The 18361-nt window shown below is 52.3% G+C and carries 17 protein-coding genes and 1 tRNA gene; 6 read left to right on the top strand and 12 right to left on the bottom strand.

The features are described from left to right. Window positions 1-3: 3 nt before the first annotated feature. From pssA to DHf2319_RS03590, 5 genes are all read right to left on the bottom strand, one after another. Window positions 4-789, bottom strand: coding sequence for a CDP-diacylglycerol--serine O-phosphatidyltransferase (pssA, locus tag DHf2319_RS03610; RefSeq protein ID WP_243479431.1), 786 nt, complete (start codon window positions 787-789; stop codon window positions 4-6). Between the two features lie 5 nt (window positions 790-794). Then, window positions 795-1460, bottom strand: a complete 666-nt coding sequence (locus tag DHf2319_RS03605) for a phosphatidylserine decarboxylase (protein WP_243479430.1) — start codon at window positions 1458-1460, stop codon at window positions 795-797. Between the two features lie 107 nt (window positions 1461-1567). Next, on the bottom strand, window positions 1568-2584 hold the full coding sequence (ilvC, locus tag DHf2319_RS03600) for a ketol-acid reductoisomerase (protein ID WP_243479429.1): 1017 nt from the start codon (window positions 2582-2584) through the stop codon (window positions 1568-1570). A 60-nt stretch (window positions 2585-2644) separates the two neighbouring features. Then, complete coding sequence (gene ilvN / locus DHf2319_RS03595; protein ID WP_243479981.1) at window positions 2645-3136, bottom strand: acetolactate synthase small subunit; 492 nt, start codon at window positions 3134-3136, stop codon at window positions 2645-2647. 9 nt (window positions 3137-3145) lie between these two features. Further along, window positions 3146-4864, bottom strand: a complete 1719-nt coding sequence (locus DHf2319_RS03590) for an acetolactate synthase 3 catalytic subunit (RefSeq protein WP_243479428.1) — start codon at window positions 4862-4864, stop codon at window positions 3146-3148. Between the two features lie 413 nt (window positions 4865-5277). Between DHf2319_RS03590 and DHf2319_RS03585 the strand changes: the two genes are divergently transcribed. Next, window positions 5278-7440 (top strand): FUSC family protein, encoded by a 2163-nt coding sequence (locus DHf2319_RS03585; RefSeq protein ID WP_243479427.1) that lies wholly within the window; start codon window positions 5278-5280, stop codon window positions 7438-7440. A 94-nt stretch (window positions 7441-7534) separates the two neighbouring features. Next, the gene (locus DHf2319_RS03580; RefSeq protein ID WP_243479426.1) at window positions 7535-8281 is read left to right on the top strand and encodes an acetoacetate decarboxylase; all 747 of its coding nucleotides are present in this window, start codon (window positions 7535-7537) and stop codon (window positions 8279-8281) included. 8 nt (window positions 8282-8289) lie between these two features. Here the strand turns inward: DHf2319_RS03580 and DHf2319_RS13215 are convergent, their stop codons facing one another. After that, complete coding sequence (locus tag DHf2319_RS13215) at window positions 8290-9612, bottom strand: patatin-like phospholipase family protein (RefSeq protein WP_243479425.1); 1323 nt, start codon at window positions 9610-9612, stop codon at window positions 8290-8292. A gap of 16 nt (window positions 9613-9628) precedes the next feature. Continuing rightward, window positions 9629-10402 carry a peroxide stress protein YaaA gene (gene yaaA, locus DHf2319_RS03570; RefSeq protein WP_243479424.1) on the bottom strand — a complete coding sequence of 258 codons (774 nt, stop codon included), beginning with the start codon at window positions 10400-10402 and terminating at the stop codon, window positions 9629-9631. 199 nt (window positions 10403-10601) lie between these two features. Between yaaA and DHf2319_RS03565 the strand changes: the two genes are divergently transcribed. After that, window positions 10602-10692 (top strand) — tRNA-Ser (locus DHf2319_RS03565). A gap of 62 nt (window positions 10693-10754) precedes the next feature. Here DHf2319_RS03565 and DHf2319_RS03560 read toward each other — a convergent pair. From DHf2319_RS03560 to modA, 5 genes are all read right to left on the bottom strand, one after another. After that, window positions 10755-12053 (bottom strand): MFS transporter, encoded by a 1299-nt coding sequence (locus DHf2319_RS03560; RefSeq protein ID WP_243479423.1) that lies wholly within the window; start codon window positions 12051-12053, stop codon window positions 10755-10757. A 322-nt stretch (window positions 12054-12375) separates the two neighbouring features. After that, on the bottom strand, window positions 12376-12807 hold the full coding sequence (locus tag DHf2319_RS03555) for a DsrE family protein (protein ID WP_243479422.1): 432 nt from the start codon (window positions 12805-12807) through the stop codon (window positions 12376-12378). 176 nt (window positions 12808-12983) lie between these two features. Then, entirely contained in the window at window positions 12984-14096 is a 1113-nt protein-coding gene (gene modC / locus DHf2319_RS03550; RefSeq protein ID WP_243479421.1) for a molybdenum ABC transporter ATP-binding protein, read from the bottom strand. After that, on the bottom strand, window positions 14093-14815 hold the full coding sequence (gene modB, locus DHf2319_RS03545) for a molybdate ABC transporter permease subunit (RefSeq protein WP_369810214.1): 723 nt from the start codon (window positions 14813-14815) through the stop codon (window positions 14093-14095). The genes modC and modB overlap by 4 nt, the downstream gene beginning before the upstream one ends. Before the next feature lie 20 nt (window positions 14816-14835). Further along, window positions 14836-15600 (bottom strand): molybdate ABC transporter substrate-binding protein, encoded by a 765-nt coding sequence (gene modA / locus DHf2319_RS03540; RefSeq protein ID WP_243479420.1) that lies wholly within the window; start codon window positions 15598-15600, stop codon window positions 14836-14838. A 140-nt stretch (window positions 15601-15740) separates the two neighbouring features. Between modA and DHf2319_RS03535 the strand changes: the two genes are divergently transcribed. The 3 genes from DHf2319_RS03535 to puuE all read left to right on the top strand — a co-directional run bounded on the left by DHf2319_RS03535 (window position 15741) and on the right by puuE (window position 18323). After that, window positions 15741-16526 carry a TOBE domain-containing protein gene (locus DHf2319_RS03535; protein ID WP_243479419.1) on the top strand — a complete coding sequence of 262 codons (786 nt, stop codon included), beginning with the start codon at window positions 15741-15743 and terminating at the stop codon, window positions 16524-16526. Between the two features lie 87 nt (window positions 16527-16613). Beyond that, complete coding sequence (locus tag DHf2319_RS03530) at window positions 16614-17333, top strand: GntR family transcriptional regulator (RefSeq protein ID WP_243479418.1); 720 nt, start codon at window positions 16614-16616, stop codon at window positions 17331-17333. Between the two features lie 27 nt (window positions 17334-17360). Further along, a complete protein-coding gene (gene puuE, locus DHf2319_RS03525; protein ID WP_243479417.1) occupies window positions 17361-18323 on the top strand; it encodes an allantoinase PuuE in 963 nt (320 codons plus the stop codon). Window positions 18324-18361 lie beyond the last annotated feature (38 nt).

Here is an 18361-nt window from a genome sequence, read left to right as displayed (position 1 = left end):
ATATCAATGACTTGATGACTTGAACTTGGATAATTTTGCTTTGCGCACATGCCAAGCCCAAATTGCCCAACCCGACAAACCATAAAGTATAAAAAGGCCGAACAAGACGATCGGTGGATCACTAGATACAAATACGAACACGAGTACGACCAACAAGATGACCCAAAATGGCACGCTACGCGTCAGTGCAAATGACTTCCCGCTGTAAAAAGGCGCGTTACTCACCATCGAACAACCCGCATATATTGTGATGCCAAACATAGTCCAGGCAAGCCACGCATCACCAAGATTTAGGCGGTTATCCTGTACCAGCCATACAAAACCCGCCACAAGAGCAGCTGCGGCTGGACTTGGCAACCCTTGAAAGAAACGCTTATCAACTACACCAATGTTGGTATTAAAGCGGGCAAGACGCAGGGCGGCACCCGCCACATAGACAAAGGCTGCTAACCATCCCCAGCGTCCAAGCCCACTGAGCGCAAACTCATAGGCCACCAAAGCCGGTGCAACACCAAATGATGTCATGTCCGATAGTGAGTCGTATTGCTCACCAAACGCAGACTGGGTATTGGTCAGGCGAGCCACTCGACCATCAAGCCCATCTAGCACCAAAGCGATGAATATAGCAATCGCCGCTAATTCAAATTGGCTGTTCATCGCCTGCACAACTGCATAAAACCCCGAAAACAGGGCAGCCGTGGTCAATGCATTGGGTAGCAAATAAATGCCTCGCCGACGCCGTTCAGCCTCATTAGGAAACTTTGGGTCTTGAGTCGGTTGCTGTCCCATGAGCTTTAATCAGCGATCTGGGCCGGCGGCAACTCGGCCAACACCGTGGTGGTGGCGCTGACTTTGTCGCCGATGGCTACACGGGGGCTCGAGCCTATTGGCAGGTAGACATCAACGCGCGATCCAAAGCGGATAAAACCGTATCGCTGCCCACGCGACAATGTCTGACCCACCTTGGCATAGCAGAGAATGCGCTTGGCAACCAGACCAGCCACCTGTACAGCGGTCACCATATGGCCCTGCGGCGTTTGAAGCACCATGGCGTTGCGTTCGTTCTCCAGGGACGCCTTATCTAGCGCAGCATTGAAAAACTTTCCCGGAAAGTACTCAACCTTTTGCACCACCGCATCAACTGGCGAACGATTGCTGTGCACATTAAAGACATTCATAAAAACGCTGATCTTCAATGCGCGACGCTCACCATAGGGATCGTCAACTTCGCCAATCATGACAATACGACCATCGGCAGGGCTCAAAATAGCGTTCGCCGCTGTGGTCCCCTCGCGCGCTGGGTCACGAAAAAACTGCAGCACGAACAAGCTCGCAACCCAAAACGGTAAGGACCACCAGCCAGCCCAAATGGTCATGAGCACAGCGATCACCACTGAGATGGCCAGAAACGGCCAGCCTTCTCGAGCGATAATCGGGTGAGGATAAGAGAATTTAGTCATCGTGGGCGTAAGGTTAACCCAAAAAAAGCGCCCTTAAGGCTAAGGGCGCACGTACTGCCAGAACATATTTGACCCGCCATAAAGCGTATGACGGACCAAATAAGCTCTTAATTCTTGCTCTTGTCGACCAGTTTGTTTGCAGCAATCCAAGGCATCATGGCACGCAGTTGAGCGCCGACCTGCTCAATTTGAGACTCGGCATTGATACGACGACGGGCAGTCAAGGTTGGAGCGCCAGCCTGGTTCTCAAGTATGAAACTCTTTGCATACTCACCGGTCTGGATGTCCTTAAGTGCCTGACGCATGGCTTCACGGGTCTGCTCGGTCACAACACGCGGACCCGTGACGTACTCACCGTATTCAGCGTTGTTCGAAATCGAGTAGTTCATGTTGGCAATACCACCCTCATAGATGAGGTCAACAATGAGCTTGAGTTCATGCAGACACTCGAAGTAAGCCATCTCCGGAGCGTAGCCCGCTTCAACCAGCGTATCGAAACCTGCTTTGATCAACTCAACTGCGCCACCACACAACACAGCCTGCTCACCAAAAAGATCCGTCTCAGTCTCTTCGCGGAAGTTGGTTTCGATAATGCCGGCACGACCCGTGCCGATTGCGCAAGCGTATGACAAAGCAACATCACGTGCCGCACCAGATTTGTCCTGATGCACAGCCACCAACGATGGTACCCCGCCGCCCTGAGTATATGTGCTACGAACGGTGTGGCCAGGCGCCTTGGGGGCAACCATCACCACGTCGATATCTTCACGCGGCACAACCTGACCGTAATGAACATTAAATCCGTGCGCAAACGCCAAGGCGGCTCCTGACTTCATGTTGGCATGCACGTGTTCGTTGTAGACGGCAGCGATATTCTCATCCGGCAAGAGCATCATGACAAGATCTGCAGCCTTCACAGCCTCTGCAACTTCCGCGACTTTCAAACCAGCATTTTCTGCCTTGGACCAGGAAGCCCCACCCTTGCGCAGGCCAACCACAACCTTGACGCCCGACTCATGCAAGTTCAGTGCGTGAGCATGCCCCTGTGAACCGTAACCAATGATGGCTACAGTGCGACCCTTGATGAGGGAAAGGTCGCAATCCTTGTCGTAATAAACCTTCATTCGAAACTCCAATCTTTTGTTATTGGTAATACTTGTTGATCAATTAACAACCGAGCTCTATCAGACCCTTAAGACCCGCTCGCCGCGGCCAACACCACAAGCGCCCGTGCGAACCGTTTCCAGAATCGAAGTGCGATCGAGCGCATCAATAAAAGCCTGTAACTTCTGTTGATCACCCGTGAGCTCAATCGTGTAAGACTTGTCCGTGACATCCACAATATGACCACGAAAAATGTCCGCCATGCGCTTGATTTCCTCGCGCTCTTTACCAACAGCTCGCACCTTGATGAGCATGAGCTCACGCTCAATGTGCGGACCATCAGTCAAGTCCACCACCTTGACGACTTCAATCAGACGGTTCAAGTGCTTGGTGATTTGCTCAAGCACAGCCTCCGATCCAGCCGTAGTCAGCGTCAAACGGGACAACGTTGCGTCTTCGGTTGGTGCGACAGACAGTGTCTCAATGTTATAGCCACGCGCTGAGAACAAACCTACGACACGGGACAAGGCACCGGGTTCGTTTTCCATAAGGACGGAGATGACATGTTTCATGTGCATGGATCACAACTCCTCTGAACCCAACAGCATCTCGGTCAGCCCCTTTCCTGCCTTGACCATTGGCCAGACATTCTCGGACTGATCCGTGATGAAGTCCATAAACACTAGACGATCTTTCAGAGCGAAGGCCTCTTTCAGTGCACCTTCCACATCAGACGGCTTCTCAATGCGCATAGCAACATGCCCATACGCCTCTACCAAGCCTTTGAAGTCCGGCAATGCATCCATATAAGACTCTGAATAGCGCGAGCCATAATCAATCTGTTGCCACTGACGCACCATGCCCAGATAACGATTGTTCAAGCAGATAATCTTTGGGGTGAGGTGGTACTGTTTACAAGTCGAGAGCTCCTGAATATTCATCTGAATCGAGCCCTCGCCAGTGATGCACGCAACGGTGGCTTCTGGATTAGCCATTTGCACACCCATGGCATATGGCAAACCCACGCCCATGGTCCCCAACCCGCCAGAGTTGATCCAACGACGCGGCTTGTCAAAGCCGTAATACTGAGCAGCCCACATTTGGTGCTGACCAACATCGGAGGTGATGAAAGCATCGCCCTTTGTAACTTCCCAGAGCTTTTGAACGACAGACTGCGGCTTGATAACCTCGTCTGATGGCATATAGCTCAGGCAATTGCGGCCGCGCCAAGCTTCAACTTGTTCCCACCAGGCTGCCAGCGATTTTTGTTGGGCCGTATTGTCCTTGGCGGCTACCTCATATTGGGCAATCAGCTCATTCAGAACGTCCTTGACGTTACCCACGATCGGTACATCGACTTTCACGCGCTTGGAGATGGATGATGGATCGATGTCAACGTGAATAATCTTGCGCGGATTTTGCGCAAAATGCTTGGGGTTGCCGATCACGCGGTCATCAAATCGAGCACCGATGGCCAAGAGTACGTCGCAGTTCTGCATTGCCATGTTGGCTTCATAGGTGCCGTGCATACCGGGCATACCGACAAATTGCCGATCAGTGCTTGGGAATGCGCCCAAGCCCATCAGTGTGTTGGTGCAAGGTGCACCAATCATCCGAACCAGACGTACCAGCTCGTCAGACGCATCGGCAAGAATCACACCACCGCCGGTGTAGATCATCGGACGCTCTGCCTGAACCAGCATCTGGATGGCTTTTTTGATCTGTCCCTGATGGCCTTTAACCACGGGCGCGTACGAACGCATCACCACCTCGCCTTGCGGCGGGGTGTATTTGGTCTTGGCGACTGTGATGTCCTTGGGGATATCAACCAAAACCGGACCCGGACGGCCAGTGCGTGCGATGTAAAACGCCCGACGCATGGTTTCTGCCAAATCTTTAATATCTCGCACCAGGAAATTGTGCTTTACACACGGACGTGTAATGCCCACGGTGTCACATTCCTGAAATGCGTCTTCACCGATGGCATGAGTCGGCACCTGCCCACTGATAATTACCATCGGAATCGAATCCATATAGGCGGTTGCGATTCCGGTTACCGCGTTAGTGACACCTGGGCCACTCGTAACCAACGCCACGCCTACTTTTTGAGAGGATCGCGCATACGCATCGGCCGCATGCACAGCTGCCTGCTCATGACGGACCAAAATGTGTTGGAAGTTGTCTTGTTTGTAGATTGCGTCGTAGATGTAGAGGACCGCGCCGCCAGGATACCCGAAGACGTGCTCGACGCCCTCTTCGGCCAGACAGCGCACGACGAGGTCGGCGCCTGTGATTTCCATGATCAAAAATTCCTTTCAGAACCGGCTTTGCCACATCGACTCGCCAGACCAATGCCTGACCGAAAACGCACGGGAATTCACCACATGATTGACGCTTTCAGATTCACAGAATCCGTCCACTCAACCACATCGCAACCCTCGCACCTCTTCACCGACTAGCGCTGCACACGCCTCACCACGAGACGTTCTGGATTGAAACGGATCTGCCATCGGCCCGCTTTTGGCGGCGACGGCAGCTAAGTTTTACGGCCGAAACTGACTAAAGTTAATGACTTAAGTCCGATACAACCCCTGCGTATTTGCCTGTGGACTGAAATACGCAAGACGAGTAATGTAACGTTTTCTGCACTGCAGCGCAAATTGAGCTGACAAATGCTCCGACCCGTCAGGCCGCTGTGCGCATCTTCAGCCCAATGTCTAATTCCCGTTTATCGAGCATTCAACGATTTGTTTACAGCCACCACTTCGTCAGTGGGGTGCGGCGCGGCGCAGGCATTTTGCTGGTATTCGCGCTTGGGCTGCTGCTGCCGGGCGCTGCCAGTCAGGCATTAATAGCCGCCTTAGGTGCAGCCTGCGTGGCACTGATTGACCAGCCCGGACCATTAACCCTCAGGGTGCGCGAAATGTTCGGTGGGCTCGTACTCGGAACGCTCGCAGTCAGCCTGACCGGAATAACATCGCACCATCCATTGTGGCTGCTAATAGCAGTGGTTGGGCAAACGTTTTTCTTTTCCATGTTCGCCGTCTACGGTAAGCGAGGCGCCATTATCGGCCTATCTTGTCTCGTGTTGACAGTGGTAACCATGCATTCGGCCCTCACACCCGACCAAGTACTCGACCATGCTCTGGTCACGCTCAGTGGCGCCGCCATTTACATTTTGTTCAGCATCTTGGCTAGCCGCCCACTGCAAGTGCGCGAAGAGGAGCAGAGCCTATCGGTTGCGCTGATGGCCACGGCAGACTATGTGGCAGCACGGGCGGAAATGTATGACGCTGATGCGGACCTCGACGAGCGCTATCGCCAGCTCATCGCCACCCAAGCCACGATGAGTGACCAGCATCAAGCCGCCCGCGACATGATTCTTAGGCGCATGAGCAAGGATGCTGTTCAAAGTTCACCACGACGTCGCATGGTGTGGAACGTATTCATCGACATGGTGAATATGCTTGACCTGCTGGTAGGCACTCACACTGACTACATGCTGTTGCAACGCGCACTGGGTCGATCAGACACTTTGATTTTTATGCGTGATGCGTTACTCAAAATATCGCTGGAGCTAGAACGAATCGCTTCTGCTGTGATCAGAGAAAAAAGTCTACTGCGTCGAAACAGTGTCAAAGCCGAGCTGCGTGCGCTGGAATACGACATAGAGGTCATGAAGCGGCAGGGCTTTGCCACGCAGAACCCAGAAACCTATGCACTATGCGTTCAGATCCTTCGTCGCTTGAGAAACGTCAATCGATGCGTCGAGCGCATGCTTACACAAACCAGTATGCCGGCTGATCTCGATGCCCTGAATCCAGCCCAGCTTGACACCTCGTTGTCAGACTTCCTGTCACGCCAGTCATTTAGCCCTAAGCTGTTTTCTAGCAACCTAAGGCTTGACTCTGCACCATTTCGATTCTCTCTACGAGTGGCGATGGCTGTAGCGGTTGGACTGGCAATCGGTCTGGCAATCCCCGAAATAGGGCCACATGGCTACTGGATAGTGCTGACGATCATCATCATCATGAAGCCCGCATTTTCATTAACCCGGGAGCGCAACACCGCCCGCCTGATCGGTACATTAATCGGTTGTGCCCTGGCCTTCTTGCTGTTCTACCTGACGACAGATACACAAATTCTGCTTCTCACCTTGGTGGTCACGCTCATCACCGGTTTCAGTTTCATTTTGGTGAATTACTTGGTGGCATCAGTCTTCAATACAGTGACGGTATTGATCATGCTGCATTTTCTGTTACCGGAAACATTCGGTTTGGTCGGTGAACGCGCAATTGATACAACGATAGGTTCCTTGGTTGCGCTCGCATTCAGTTACGTTTTGCCATGGTGGGAGGCGCGCTCGCTACCTTCTCTTGCTGATGCAGCTATACGTGCCAATGAGACATATCTTAAAACTGGATTGCAGCAGCTGACTCCGCGTGGGCAAGACAGCAAATCGGCATCAGCCAATGACTGGCCACTGGCAAGACGCAACACGATGGTGGCATTTAGCAATTTCGCGCAAGCCTTCTATCGCATGATGGGGGAACCACCTTCGCGCCAACAACATATCGCTGAGTACAACAACCTCTTGATTCAAAACCATGTACTTGCCTCGGAAGTTGCCGCAGCAATCGAGCAACTAGCCGCTCTGGATGAACTGCCTGCAAGTGCTGTCAACTTTTTACAAGACATGGATCGAGCTTTGCATGACCGTGACCTCGAGCTTGCCAGCCAAGACGTCAATCTTAGCCTTGGTGCATCCAAGGGTGCCGATTGGGTCTTCTCAATGAAACAGTTGCAGCGTGCCGTCCAAAGCATCGTGCGGGAGGCTGTGCTGCTAAAGGAACTAGATAGGCAAGGCCCTCAATGACCTTAGCGTGCCAGCACAAATTGATTGAAAATTTCACCCAAACACGCTTATCCTGACAAACCTGCTGTTCTTGACACACACATAGGAGCCACTTGTGAAAATAGCTGACATCCGTGCCAACGCCTACTCCATGCCCTTTGTTAGCCCGTCATTCCCCAAGGGGCCTTATCACTTTGTGAATCGTGAGTTCTTCATCATTTCCTACCGCACGGATGAAAAGATCTTGCGCGAGATGGTGCCCGAGCCTCTCAAAATAGAAGATCCAATTGTCAGCTACGAGTTCATTCGCATGCCCGACTCTTCCGGGTTTGGCGACTACACAGAGTCTGGTCAGGTGATATCAGTGGTTGATGAACAAGGTCGTAAAGGTGGGTACACCCACATGATGTACCTCGATGACGAGTCGCCGATTGCTGGCGGACGTGAATTGTGGGGATTTCCCAAAAAGCTCGCCAACCCCAAGCTTGAGGTCGCATCCGACACGCTGGTTGGAACACTTGACTACGGTCCAATCCGTGTGGCGACGGGCACGATGGGATTTAAATATGAGCAACTCGATTGCGCCGCTGAACAAAAGAAACTGATAGAAACACCCAACTACCTGCTTAAAATAATCCCGCATGTAGATGGCACCCCACGCATTTGTGAGCTCGTGCGTTATCACCTGCAAGACGTTACCGTCAAAGGGGCTTGGACAGGCCCAGCTCGGCTGGAGTTGTTCCAACATGCGCTGGCACCCGTAGCGGACCTGCCCGTACTCGAGATTGTCAGTGCCAAACACTTGGTATGTGACTTAACACTCGGTTTGGGCGAAGTAGCGTTTGACTATCTGAAAGCCTGAGCAATTTCCTAAGACGCGCTGCCAGATCTACCCGATTTGGCGGCTCTCTTGGTTGCGGCTCTTTTGGCGACCGTTTTTTTTACGGGTGCTTTCTTAACAGGACTTTTGCTGGTCTTGGACTTGATCACGTTCTCGGCTCGGAACTGGGCTGAAGAGCTGCGTTTGCGTGTATGTACATCGAACGTGACGAAGTTTTCACCTTCACGGGGCAATTCAAGGCATTGCGGATATCGCAGCGTTTCATCCATATCATGCAAGCCCGTTTGCCAATGCATGTTCTTGGTCTCGGCACTGAACTGATAGTCTTTGTAATGGCCTTCAGTTTGCTTGTTTTGGTAGATCAAGTGAATCACGTTGTAGCGTGCCCCCATCATGTGCTGCACCATGTGGTCAAACCATGGGTCCTTCTCTCGAACACTGGCAGGCACCCTGTCGATGGTGTCAAGCAGGGCCTTGCGCATGCGTTGCATCAGATGCACGGCATTGGTCACTGTTCGGGTTCGACTTGAATACTGAATGTCTTTCAGGCGCTCGTTAACCTGAAAAATGTCTGTTGGCAGCGGGCCAGCCGCGCTCCAGAGATCAACTTGGAACACCAACGTGTCACGCCTCGGTGTCACTCCAAGAACATACTCAAGCGGCGTATTTGAGACACAACCTCCATCCCAGTAATACTCGCCATCGATCTCGGTCGCAGGAAAACCCGGCGGCAATGAGCCTGAAGCGATGAAATGCTTCGGCGTGAGCTTGACCTCTGAGGAGTCGAAATACACAAAGTTGCCACTGGCCACATTGGTCGCACCCAAAGAGACCCTGGTTTCCCCACTATTAATGCGATCAAAGTCAGCATACTTCTCGAGCGTAGCAATCATCGGGCTGGTGTCATAAAAACTGGTGGTGTCGGGCGCACCACCGCCAGGAGCCATTGGCCTAGGCTTAAAGAAACCATCCTGCCCGTTGACCAAAGCTGACATGGCTGCCATGGAACTGAACATCGCGTGCCCCATCGACTCCAGCATGTCACCCCATGGAGACAAGTACTGGGTAACCATGTCTTTATGGCCCGACATGAGCGATGGCGTGACGATGGGCGACATACAAATCGTCTCCCAGAATTCATGCAACCGCTGAACGCGCTTTTCCGGAGGATTACCCGCAATAATCGCGCAATTCAAGGCGCCAATTGAAATTCCCGCAACCCAGTTCGGGTGGATACCCGCCTGAGCCAGTCCCTCATATACCCCGGCCTGATAGGAACCTAAGGCACCACCGCCTTGCAAGACCAGTGCCACACGAGGATAGGCCGAAACATCTAGCTTAGGTGATGCCATGTAAAACTCCAGTTAGTTACTGCTCGGGTCGTCTAAATACCAGTTTGTCTTTCGTAGAGACATCGGGGACATACTCATAGCCTTCCAGATTAAAATCAGTCAGCTTGTCAGGGGTGTTAATGCGATTCTCGATGACATAACGTGCCATCAGACCCCGGGCACGCTTAGCAAAAAAGCTAATGACCTTGTAGGCGCCAGCCTTCTCATCCTGAAACACACACTGGATCACACGCGCATTCAGCGCTTTCAAATCCACCGATTTGAAATACTCCTCTGAGGCGAGGTTCACCACGATGGGCTCTTTGTCTTTGGCCAGGCGTTCATTCAAATAGGGTGCGATCGTATCTTTCCAATAGTCGTAGAGCGTCTTGCCAGCAGGGTTGGCTAACTTAGTGCCCATTTCCAGCCGGTAGGGTTGCATCAGGTCCAGGGGCCGTAAAACACCATATAAGCCACTGAGAATAGCCACATGGTCTTGCGCCCATTTCAGCTGAGTCTCCGACAGCGATGGCGCGTCAAGCCCTTCATAAACATCCCCGTTGAAGGCCAGTACTGCAGGACGTGCATTTTTTTGACTGAACTTAGGTGTCCATTCAGCATAGCGCTGCGTATTGAGCTCGGCTAGCGAACTACTTAAAGACATCAATTTAGCCACGTCAGCGGCAGATTTCTTCTTCAGAACGTCGATCAGGCCTTTAGCCTCATTAACGAACAATGGTTCCGTATGCAGGCTAGTGCCAAGCGGCGAATCGTAGTCCAGTTTTTTAGCGGGAGACAACAGCAACAGCATGTCAACCAACTCCTGTATTCGTAGTTATTTACGCAGTTTCAACAACCGTAGCCGTAACCATAGCAAACCGTGATGCGAAACGGGCAAAAAGAATCAGCCAGCCAACCAAATAACGAGCAAGACCAAATAAGACGAGCCCACCCAAGGTTCAGGCCCCCACAGGACCAATGCAGAGTCTGCTAAGATAGCGGGCTCGAGCGGAGAGGTGGCAGAGTGGTCGAATGTACCTGACTCGAAATCAGGCGTACGGTGAAACCGTACCGTGGGTTCGAATCCCACCCTCTCCGCCAGCCTACCATCCGATCACGGCTCTGGCCAAGATGTTAGCGTAGCAACCAGTTCGCAGCCGATCTCAAGCCGGACCCACATGAGCTGGCAATCCAGTTGATGGCCGCCGTTTCAAGCGCCACAGCAACCAGCCAGCGATCACGAGGTTCAGAGCATTCCAAAGCGTGCCGTTATACAGTGCCGCTTGGTATGAACCAGTCAAATCAAAGATCTTGCCCGACATCCAGCCACCGAGCGCCATGCCTAACATGGTCGCCATTATCACTGCCCCCACGCGACGGCCCGTCTCGGCGATCGGGAAATGTTCGCGCACAATGATCGCGTAGGAAGGGACGATGCCACCTTGGAACAAACCAAATATCGCTGAGATGATGTAGAGCGATACTAGACCGTCAAATGGCAAAAACAGTAGCAATGCAATCCCCTGCAAGGCCGAGCCCAGGATGAGTGTGCGCACACCGCCGATCTTGTCACAAATGACGCCCGACACTAACCGGCTAACTACACCAAATCCAAGCATGAGCGCCAGCATCTCCGCGCCACGCGCTGGTCCGTAACCGAGATCAACGCAGTAGGCAACGATATGTACCTGCGGCATGGACATGGCCACACAGCAAGCAATACCGGCAATGATCAAAAGAGTCTGCGCCTGTCTGGTCGACAGACCGAATGGCCTGGTCCGAGGAAATGGTGTCGGTGGGTTCAGGGTCGCTGTGTTTGAACTGCCTGAAGCCTCTTGCTCAGCGACTGGCGGGCGCTGTCTCAGAAAAAAAGCCAGTACAGCCAGACTTGCGCTGCAGACAATACCCATCACGATGTAGGTCTCACGCCAGCCAGCAGCTGAAATTCCCCAATTAGCGAACCCAGGCCAAACCGCACCAGCCAGATAGTTACCACTGGCGCAAACTGCAACTGCGATACCACGACGTTTGTTCCACCACAGTGACGTGTCAGCCACCAGCGGTGCGAATGTTGCCGAGATGCCGAATAGACCCAAAAAAAGTCCATGGGCAATTGCAAAGCTGTAGATACTTGTACTGAGCCCCGCCCAAACAAACCCAATCAGAATACCGACTGATCCAAGCCAAAGTGCTGCGGTGACCCCAAGTCGGTCAACCAACTTCCCCATATAGATGCCGCCTACTCCAAAGCCAATCATGAGCAAGGTGTATGGCAAAGACACATCTGCACGAGACACACCAAATTCAGCCTGCACCGACGGCAACACAACAGCCACCACAAACATACTGCTGCTGCCCATGAGCATGGCCAACAGCGCGATCAACAAACGTCGCAAGGCATAACGCGAATCGATCAGATCAGGGCTAGCAGGTGTGGCGTAGTGGCTCACAGTATTGCTCACGGACTGGCTCAATTTTTTTGTCTCGGTCTAACAACTAGGCCTCATGAGGCAACGTCAAGTAACGTTAAGACACTTGAACCAACCCGATTGGCATTAATCGCAAATATTTTTAGATACGTTAAGCCAATTTTGACCGAAATTCACTCTGTCGAACAAAATTGATGTTGCTCGAGAAAACCGTCTCGCGACAGCAACGCCGATTTACCATTGACCATGCAGTGCGAGCAGGACCCAGCACTCAATACGCAGCCTAACAAGCAAACCCGTCGCAAAGGTTTCAACGGGCTTGGCGCGCACTTCAAATGCTATTGATAAGACGTAATTAGAACGCCAGCATTTTCACATCAGACTTCAGCATATATGACGCCACATCGGCTGGCTTACCAGGCGTGACACCCGGAATTAACGCATCAGGCTTTAAGCTTTTATTTGACAAGAATAATGCACACACTTCAACGGTGGCACCGCCCTTGATGATGCCTTGCAACATCTGCTGAGGCGTCACATTCTTAGGCTTCAATGTGGGCATCTGATGTCCTTGCAGTGCCATATCAGCGGCTGCACCACACAAGAGTACCCGCACATTGGCTTTTTGCTCAATGGCTTGGGTGGCCAACACCATAGCAGCACCTTGGACCATCACATCTGATGAGTTAACTGTGAAATACATGTTGGGGCCTGTTTGAGCTTGCGCTGATAACGCAAGCAATGAGCAAGCAATCAAACTCGCACTTAATCCCGTGACTTTCTTCATTTAACGCTCCTTATAAATCAGGCACGTTTGCCCGGTGACCCAAAATCACCAGAAAGCAAACCACCTGTTCAAGGTAACAGTCACCTGTCACAATCAACATTGAGCCAAATCAGTCCCAGACCTTCAATTAAAGGGACGTTTGCGTTGGCGCAACATGTTGGTCGCTTTCTATCGCGCTAGCGCCCCGCCAAGGCCACCGACTTAATCTGGCACCACACAACTGCGCCAGCTTCTAAGCCGAGCTCATCAAGCGCGCGCGCAGTCACCCGAGCCAGTACCAGCTGGCCATCACAGTTAACCGTCACAATACGATTGGCCGGGTGCATGTCCGGAGTGATAGATTCAATTACGCCTCTCATTCGATTCTGAATCGACGTGCCTACGGGCTCCAGTAACGACAAGCTGACATCATTGGCATGAACATGTACCCTCACCCGCGTTTTTAGTGGCAATAGCTGTTGCCGCATCCAAAGCTGTCCTGCCGCTGTCTCATTTGCCACGAGATCAATTCGCGTCAAATGATAGGTCTCGTCGTGCGCTGCTACCTGCCCTTGCAAGATAGCACCCGCTTCTCCACCGACTAAAGCAGCAAACGTGGGATCAGCCAAGACTGATTGGATGGGGCCTTGCAGCTTGACTGAGCCCTGATTTAGCAACACCACGTGATCTGCCAGGCGCGTGAGTTCATGCATTGAGTGTGTCACATACAGAACCGGGATCTTTAAATCGGCATGCAATCTCTCGAGCCAAGGCAAAATCTCTTCGCGCCTAACTTGATCCAACGACGCCAGTGGCTCATCGAGCAACAAAAGCTTTGGCTGCATCGCCAGCGCCCTGGCAATCGCCACGCGCTGACGTTCGCCCCCGGATAGACTAGCGGGGCTTCGCTTGAGCAAATGTTCAATACCCAATAACTCAATTGCCTGCGCCAACGCACGGGCTGCTTCAGGTTTGCGAACTCTCTTAACACCAAACTGCAGATTCTTTTCTACGCTCAAATGCTCAAACAGGCTGGCTTCCTGAAACACATAACCCAAATCACGTTGCCAGGTAGGCAGGTGGATGTGCGTTCGAGTATCCTGCCAAGTCTGCCCGGCCACCACGATGTGACCTGCAGCTTTTTCCAATCCAGCCACGCACCGCAAAATAGTGGTTTTGCCAGAGCCAGATGGACCGAATAACACCGTCACGCCTTGCGTCGGCAATTGCAAATCAACAGCCAGTGCAAAGTCTGCCCGGTTAAGCATCAACTTGATCTGAAAGCCTTTTGCGTCCTCTAACCCGATCATGGCAAAACCCGATCAGCGCGTTGCCTCAGGCGCGACAATATCAAAAGCACCGCAAACGAGAACACCACCATGCCCGCTGCCAGCCAATGAGCTGCCGTGTATTCCATTGCTTCAACATAGCCAAATATTTGGGTCGATACCACCTGCGTTTGACCCGGTATGTTGCCGCCAATCATGAGCACCACACCAAATTCACCCACGGTATGTGCAAATGTCAATACAGCGGCGGTGAGAATTCCTTGTCTGGCTTGGGGCAAGGCCACCGTTAAAAATGCATCGATGGGACGAGCGCGCAGCGTGGCTGCCACTTCAAGTGGGCGCTTGCCAATGGCTTCAAATGCGTGCTGAATCGGCTGAACAGCAAAAGGCAAAGAGAAAACCACGGATCCGATCACAAGGCCTGTAAATGTGAATGACAGCAAGCCAACGCCAAGCCACTCGGTCAACGCCCCCACCCAACCTTGTGGCCCAAGCAGCACCAGGATGTAAAAACCGAGCACGGTCGGCGGCAAGACTAAGGGCAAAGTCACCAAGGCTCCTATGGTTGACCGCCAGCGCGATTGTGTTTGCGACAGCCACCAGGCCAAAGGCGTGGCAAGCACCAGCAAAATAATCGTGGTCACCGTCGCTAATTCAAGCGTCAGTCCGATCGCCTGCCATGCTTCAGTTGAAATTGGGCTAGCCATTTTTATTAAACCGTTCACCGCTCGTTCTGTCATCCCGGCACATAGCAGCTGCCTCAAGGTGCAATCTGATAACCAAAGGATTCAATCAGTTGCTTTGTTTTGTTGGTCTGCAAGTAATTTACGAGCGCAATAGCCGCTTCATTATGTTGCCCTGCCTTTAACAACACGGCATCTTGCTTGATTGGGGCGTAATAATCGCTTGGCACTACCCAGCCCGAACCCTCTTTGATCTTGCCTTGCGTAAACACCTGAGATAGCGCTACAAACCCAAGCTGTGCGTTGCCCGACGATACAAATTGAAAGGCTTGGCCAATATTTGCGCCTTGAACCATTTTTGGTCTCAATACCTGCATCAAACCCAAACGTTCGATGGTTTGAATTGCAGCCAAGCCATAGGGTGCGAGCTTTGGGTTGGCAATAGCGATCCTGTCAAAACGATCCGTGCTCAGCACTTGCGGACCATCGCTAACCAGGCTGGCATTTCGACTCCACAGCACTAGCTTGCCAATCGCATATGTAAAGCGTGTGCCCGACACCGTCTTTCCCTCGTCTTCGAGCTTGGCGGGTGTTTTGGTGTCAGCAGCCAAAAGCACCTCGAATGGAGCACCATTGTTAATTTGTGCATAGAACTGTCCGGTAGCTCCAAATGACAGTTTGGCCTGGTATCCCGTATCTCGCTCAAATTCAGCAGCGATCATCTGCATGGGAGCCGTGAAATTTGACGCCACTGCGACCAACACCTGGTCAGCTGATGCCAGCGACGGCATCACCATCCAAATAAAACCGGCTGAAAGTTTGAATGAGCACGATCGCCACATGCTGCTCTCGATATGCTAAAAATCAATATCGAATACTAACACGCTATGACTTTTTTGAATAGCGATGTTTGATCAAATCTTTTGCAGCCTTGCCAACCTCAACAGCCACACCAACCGACTGCGCTTGCGAACACATCCCCGTGAACAACAAAAACACCACTGTCACTGCCATCGCACTTGAGCAAGCACTTTCTAGCGGCACGACCGATAAGCGCATAGAAGTCCTGCGCGCAATCGGTCGCCTGGGTTCGATTTCAGAGGCGGCTCGAGCCAATGGCGTAAGCTACAAAGCCGCTTGGCAGGCAATCGAAACACTGACCAACCTGGCCGCAACACCTTTACTTCAAAAAGTAGTTGGCGGGGCAGGCGGCGGTGGCGCGCGCTTAACACCCGCCGGTGAACAATTACTGAGAGCAGCAGACCACTTGCACCAGGCAAGAGCCATCGCATTGGCTGAAATCCAAGGTCAAACGACAGAACCCAGTGGCACCATTTCCAACATAGCCAGTCTTGCCTTGAGGACCAGCATGCGCAATCAACTGCCCTGCACCGTTGCTGCGATCGAGAGGCCGCACGGCGCTCCCCGCATCTGGTTGGAACTAACAGACGGTCAGCGTCTGTCTGCCCGGATAACACGCGAAAGTCTGGAACTATTGAACTTAAGTGTCGGGATGCCGGTACTTGCGCTTTGCAAAGCCACTGCCGTTACCATTGCGCCAACCATCGTTGCCATGGGAGAGGTCAACTTACTGAAAGGCCATGTCACCAAACGTCTGGGCGTCAAAAGCGATGGCCAAGTATCCTTGACGATCGGCCAAGGCTTGCAAGTCGCGGGATTTGTCAGTGCTGGCGCGCAGCTCAAGCTAAAACAGGTGGCGACTGCAGCCATTGCGGAATCAGCTATTGTCATTGGCTTGACCGGCTAACCCACCGACGCGATCAGCTACTTGGATTGTTGGTATATATTGTATACAATCCAATCAATTTCTTTCCCACAATCAACGCTCAGCCTCATGCCCGAATCGACCCGTGCCAAGCGCACTCACCTCACATCGACATCGCCGACAGGGCGTATTGTTCAAGCAGTCACTCAAGCGATCGCTGAACGTCGATTAATGCCAGGCACAAAACTGACTGAAGCAAAACTGTGCGAAATCTTCGATGTCTCCCGCACGCTCGTGCGCCAAGCTTTGAACCAGCTCTCTCGAGATCACCTGGTAACGTTGCTACCAGACCGAGGGGCATTTGTATCTGAGCCAACAATCCAGGAAGCTCAGCAAGTATTTGAAGTTCGCACCATGCTTGAAACCTTGATCGTGCGGGATTTAAGCAAACAAATCACACCTGCCCAGATCAAGCAGTTGAAGTCCCATTTGGCGTCTGAGCGAAAAGCGCTACGCAGTAAAAATATTGCTGAAAGAACAAGCCTGCTCGGTGATTTTCATGTGCTTCTGGCCAACATGCAGGGCAATCAAGTTTTGCGCGAAATTCTTTCTGATCTCTTACTGCGATCATCTTTAATTGCCCTGATGTACCAATCATCGCAATCCGCCGAAGAGTCGCATGCCGAGCATGAAATGCTTGTGCAAGCTCTTGAGCGGCGCGATACGAGCGCGGCCACCAAGTTGATGAAACAACACCTGCATCACGTCGAGCACAATCTGCAGCTTGAAACCCAGACACCTGACCTTAAAACTGCACTGACCTGTTCACTCGAAGACTTTGGGCGTTAAACCCACCACTTTCTCCCGGAGCTTGCCATGTCAAATTCAGAACAGTCAGCCACTCACTACCCGAGAGACCTGATCGGCTACGGACGCAATCCACCCCAAGCGCAATGGCCAAATAATGCACGCGTGGCTGTGCAGTTTGTATTGAATTATGAAGAGGGTGCTGAAAACGCCATCCTGCACGGTGATGCCGGCAGCGAGCAATTCCTATCGGAACTGTTTAACCCTGCTGCGTACCCTGCCAGACATCTGTCGATGGAAAGTATTTATGAATACGGCTCCCGGGTGGGGGTATGGCGCATTCTGCGCGAATTTGAAAGGCGCAATCTGCCGCTCACTGTTTTTGGGGTGAGCATGGCACTTGAGCGGCATCCGGAAGTTACCCAGGCCTTTACAGAAGCCAATCACGAAATCGCCTGCCACGGCTGGCGCTGGATTCACTATCAAAACGTGGACGAGGCCACCGAACGTGAGCACATGCGTATCGGCATGGAGATTATCCAAAACCTGACCGGCCAACGAGCGCTTGGTTGGTACACCGGCCGCGATAGCCCCAATACTCGGCGATTGGTAGCTGATTATGGTGGCTTTGAATATGACAGTGACTACTACGGCGACGATTTACCGTTTTGGTTCAATGTCACCAAATCGGATGGTTCAACCGCTGAGCAGCTGGTAGTACCGTACACGCTCGACTGCAACGACATGCGCTTTTCCATGCCACAGGGCTTTAGCCACGGCGATGAGTTTTTTGAATATCTGCGTGATGCATTTGATGTGCACTATGCCCAAGGTGCCGAACACCCGAGCATGATGAGCATTGGTCTGCATTGTCGTTTGATTGGCCGTCCAGGACGATTCAAAGCTCTACAGCGATTCTTGGATCACATCGAGAAACACGATCGCGTCTGGATAGCGCGGCGAATTGACATTGCTCGCCACTGGAAGAAAGTCCATCCATTTGACGTCAAGACCGCGTTCAATTGGAACTAGGCACACTCTTATCAACACAGAACAACATAATTGGAGCC

It is taken from the genome of Orrella daihaiensis (assembly GCF_022811525.1).
Taxonomy (GTDB): domain Bacteria; phylum Pseudomonadota; class Gammaproteobacteria; order Burkholderiales; family Burkholderiaceae_B; genus Algicoccus; species Algicoccus daihaiensis.
This window is presented reverse-complemented; position numbering and strand designations above follow the sequence as displayed.